The 4,584-nt window shown below is 44.2% G+C and carries 4 protein-coding genes and 1 pseudogene; 3 read left to right on the top strand and 2 right to left on the bottom strand.

Features of this window, described 5'->3' with window-relative positions:
* A pseudogene (locus CHU92_RS02650) lies at positions 1-1,619 on the bottom strand (PKD domain-containing protein); the annotation flags it as partial.
* A 246-nt stretch (positions 1,620-1,865) separates the two neighbouring features.
* On the opposite strand from CHU92_RS02650, the gene folE reads away from it, so the two are divergent.
* From folE to yidD, 3 genes are read left to right on the top strand one after another with little or no spacing between them, the layout of a single operon-like run.
* Positions 1,866-2,537: a GTP cyclohydrolase I FolE gene (gene folE, locus CHU92_RS02645; protein ID WP_094412329.1), complete on the top strand. Its 672-nt coding sequence runs from the start codon at positions 1,866-1,868 to the stop codon at positions 2,535-2,537.
* A gap of 12 nt (positions 2,538-2,549) precedes the next feature.
* Positions 2,550-4,028, top strand: coding sequence for a cysteine--tRNA ligase (cysS, locus tag CHU92_RS02640; RefSeq protein ID WP_094412327.1), 1,479 nt, complete (start codon positions 2,550-2,552; stop codon positions 4,026-4,028).
* A gap of 9 nt (positions 4,029-4,037) precedes the next feature.
* The gene (gene yidD, locus CHU92_RS02635) at positions 4,038-4,289 is read left to right on the top strand and encodes a membrane protein insertion efficiency factor YidD (protein ID WP_094412325.1); all 252 of its coding nucleotides are present in this window, start codon (positions 4,038-4,040) and stop codon (positions 4,287-4,289) included.
* A 58-nt stretch (positions 4,290-4,347) separates the two neighbouring features.
* On the opposite strand, the gene CHU92_RS15975 is transcribed toward yidD, so the two are convergent.
* A partial coding sequence (locus CHU92_RS15975; RefSeq protein WP_207759796.1) for a hypothetical protein occupies positions 4,348-4,584 on the bottom strand: 237 nt, incomplete at its 5' end.

Genomic DNA, 4,584 nt, shown 5'->3' with positions numbered 1-4,584 from the left:
TCATCACACAACGATATAGGCGTAAGTGATGGAATAACTGGCCGGGGGGTTATGGTTATGTTGAAGCTTTGTTCAACAGTACAGTTAGGAACAGTATTTGACTGTGCATATATATATATTGTCTGAGAAGATGTAATTAGAGTACCCGCGGCTATAGTTGGGCCAATGCCACCAGGCTGAGAAAAGTACTGCCCGACTGTGAGGGCCGGAAGCGTATATCCTACATAAACACAAGCAGAAACATCTGCAGGATCTGCAACAACCGGGGTAGGAATAACAGAAAGGTTAAATGACGTTACAGAAAAGCAGGATGGATTATTATTATTTGATACACGGGCATATACTACACCGGATGCCGACGAATATGCTGCAGGCGTAGCTATAGGTGTAGCACTGATATTGTTTGCGGCTGCCAGGCTTATATAATAAGATACTGTGTTCTGTGTATTATCCTGGCCAGCTAATATGGCAGCATTTTGCTGTGTAAGATTAAAAACTGCCAATCCATCATTATCGGCATCACAAAGAGAGATTCCTGCCGGCTGCGTGGCCGTAGGGGCCTGATTTAAAAGGAGCTGGAAACTCCTAACCTCAACACATTCCCCTAGCTTATATATCCTTACATAAATTGTCTGGTTACCGGCGCTTTGGTAAGCGTCTGGAGACGTAATGGCATTAACATCCTGTAAAGCATCCTGTTGCGTAAGAAAGTACGATACTTCAAAAAGAGTCGGGTCTTCATTTTGCAGCATATGCTGGGTATTACTGAGAAGATTATACGTATAAGGAGGCGTCCCTGCCTGGCAGACAAATAAGTTTAAAGGCTGCGGAATAGGAAGCGGAGGCGGCAATGATACCGTAACTGTAGCCGTTGCATTGGCAATGCATCCGGGTTTGTTAACGGTAACGGTATAAACACCCGGAGTACTTATGGTGATAGAACGTGTATTAGCACCGGTAATAGGGCTTCCATTAAATGTCCACGAATAAGTAGCAATCCTGTTAAGCTCTGAAGCTATGGATGCTTCCAGAATCGCTGTGTCACCAGGACACAAAGTAAAATTATCTCCTAATGTAAGGGGGCAAACAATATTACAATTTGTAGAACCGGCACCGGGCTGGCCCGCATTAGTTTGTGTAAGGCTTATCTGTCCTGCCTGGTTACTGAAATTAGTAATTAGAACAACGTAATATTGCCCGGGCTGCGCATTGGGTATAGTAAAGTTTTCTACTGCTGCAGTCGAATAGCTACACCCTATCTGGGTGCCCGGGTTAAGGTTTGCCGGGCCAAAAATGGGCGGTGGCCCCGGAAATGGGCCCCAGGCAATAAAGTCGACGTCAATACCACCACCCGCATTATTAACCTGCGAAATGGTAAAATTCAGGTTTCCTGCCTGATCTATCCGCAAATAAAACCAGGCGGGATTAGGCCTGGTGGCAAGGCAACCGTAGCTTTGTGCTTCAGTAAGGCTGGCCGCCGGGCTGTTTGTGGTATTGTTAAACGTTAATGCTGAACCTCCGGCGCAAAAAGCCTGCATTCCCGCCGCAGTATTACCCTGCGCAAAAATATTCAGGCCGGTAAAAACAGCTAAAACTAAAAAAAGATACTTGTTCCTCATTATAATGGGTCTTTTTTGAAGTGCGAAATTTACATAATTTTGATTCAAATAATGCAATAAATCTGCATTTTTACAAATGAACAGCCGCAAAAGCATTTACCCTACCACTCTTAACTAAAAAATATAGTTAATATTTTACTAACAAAAATTTTAACTTTAAAATAAACTAGCCCAAGCAGCAGGCATTATCAAATTTTTTATTACATTTTTATAGTTATCTTTGCGGGCAATATCAATACTATTATGATGGCCTTTAACGAAGATTATAAAGATGACATAGGTGATAACCATATTTCTGCCAGTGCAAAAACACCTCTGCGTGAAGATGCTTTTGCTATAAATGACGAAGAGAAAATAGAACTGATTAAAAAAGATGTAGAGAATATCCTCCGTGTTTTAGGCCTTGACCTCACTGACGACAGTCTTAAAGGCACTCCAAACCGTGTCGCCAAAATGTTTGTAAAAGAAATATTCGGTGGGCTTAACCCAGCCAAAAAGCCGGGTTCTTCAACGTTCCAGAACCACTACAAATATGGTGAGATGCTGGTTGAAAAAAATATCACGGTATATTCAACCTGTGAGCACCACCTCCTCCCTATAGTGGGGCGGGCACATGTTGCCTACATATCTAACGGTACTGTGGTGGGGCTTTCCAAGATGAACCGTATAGTAGATTATTACGCCAAAAGGCCTCAGGTGCAGGAAAGGCTCACCATGCAAATAGTCCAGGAGCTAAAAAAAGTGCTTAATACCGAAGATGTTGCCTGTGTTATAGACGCCAAGCATTTATGCGTCAATTCCAGGGGGATACGCGATATTGAAAGCAGTACCGTAACCTCAGAATTCGGTGGGAGGTTTAAGGAAGAGGGCGTACGCAGGGAGTTTTTAGATTATATAAAATTAGATACACAGTTTTAAATTTTAGCAATAATGCAATTGTACCAAAGCCAGCAATTAAAGATTTATAACTCCCTCACAGGAGAAAAAGAAGTTTTTAAGCCAATTCATGAAGGAACAGTAGGAATGTACGTATGCGGGCCTACGGTTTACAGCAATGTACATTTGGGCAACTGCCGGACTTTTATATCATTTGACCTTGTGTTCAGGTATCTCAAGCACCTGGGCTATAAAGTGCGTTATGTGCGGAATATTACTGATGTAGGCCATATTGAAGACGATGCTGACGAAGGTGAGGATAAAATAGCTAAAAAAGCCAGGCTCGAAAAACTGGAGCCAATGGAGATTGTGCAGCAATATTCCGTAGATTTCCACCAAATCATGGAACTGTTCAATAACCAGCCGCCGAGCATTGAGCCTACCGCCACAGGCCATATTATTGAACAGATTGAGACCATAAGGCAGATTATAGAAAACGGGTATGCTTATGTGTCGGACGGCTCTGTATATTTTGATGTGGTAAAGTTCAACGAAAAACACCATTACGGTAAACTCAGCGGAAGGAACCTGGACGATATGATGGCTAATTCCAGGGAACTTACAGGGCAGGAAGCAAAGCGCAACCCTGCCGATTTCGCATTATGGAAAAAAGCGGAACCCCAACATATAATGCGCTGGCCATCGCCGTGGGGAGATGGCTTCCCGGGGTGGCACCTTGAATGTACTTCCATGAGTACCAAGTACCTGGGCACAAAGTTTGACATACATGGCGGCGGTATGGACCTGAAGTTTCCGCACCATGAGTGTGAAATTGCGCAGAATGAGGCCAGTACCGGACACTCGCCTGTAAATTACTGGATGCATGCCAATATGCTTACGCTGAACGGCAAAAAAATGTCTAAATCAACAGGTAATAACATCCTGCCACGCGAAATATTCAGCGGTAATAACGATAAACTCAGCAAGGCATTTTCACCTTCGGTTGCCCGATTCTTTATACTGCAGGCACATTACAGGAGCATCCTTGATTTTAGCAATGATGCTATACTTGCCGCCGAAAAAGGCTTTAACCGGCTTATGGAGGCAATTGAGGCTTTAAACGAACTCAACCCGTCAGCCAAATCGACCTTAGACATCCATAGCTGGAAACAGCAATGCTATGAGGCCATGAACGATGACTTTAACAGCCCAATACTTATTGCACAGCTTTTTGAAGCAGTAAAGTACATCAATCTGGTAAAAGACGGTAAAGAAACACTTAATGCGGCTGATATAGAAACCTTAACCAGGCTTATTCACGCATTTGTATATGATGTGCTGGGACTGGAATCAGAGGTTAAAGCCAGTGCAGGTGCCGAAAAGCTTGAAGGCGCTGTAAACCTGCTTATCAATATGAGGAACGAAGCGAGGGCTAATAAAGATTTTGCCCTGTCTGACCATATAAGGGACCAGCTGGCAGCGTTAGGCATACAGATAAAAGATACTAAAGAGGGCACTACTTTCTCCATATAAACTATTGCTTTGAAAGCAAAACATATACTGACGGCACCTTTTATAGCACTGATAAGGTTCTACCAGTCGGCTATATCGCCTTTCACACCGGGTGTATGCCGCTTTACGCCTACCTGCTCACAATACAGCGTTGAGGCCCTGCGGGAGCATGGCCTGCTTAAAGGATTATGGCTGGCTGTTAACCGCATTGTGCGCTGCAATCCCTGGGGCGGCCAGGGCTATGACCCCGTGCCGCCTAAAAAATGTAGGCACAAAGTGTAAAAAAGGATATTGGCGATGTTACCCTACAGCAACGTGATTGTACTCCTACTCCAATAGATTAATCCCTGCCATTTACATCGTGTTTCGCGGGAAATGATAATGTTCTGACAGGTGGGCAGATAAAAAGGATAGAAATTTTAATGTTATTTTCGGCAAAAAGCCCTGATGTGTAATGACCTTCTTGGCTTATATGCGCTTTATGGCCAGCTGTAACGGGGAGGCGCTGCTGTGTTGGCCTAGCCCCGATCGAAGCGGCATCCTCCCCGCCGCCGCGCTTATGGCGGCGGGGAGATAT

The organism is Flavobacterium cyanobacteriorum, assembly GCF_002251835.1.
Taxonomy (GTDB): Bacteria; Bacteroidota; Bacteroidia; order Flavobacteriales; family Flavobacteriaceae; genus Flavobacterium; species Flavobacterium cyanobacteriorum.
The sequence above is the reverse complement of the archived record's forward strand: the minus strand, read 5'-3'. Positions and strand labels throughout refer to the sequence as shown.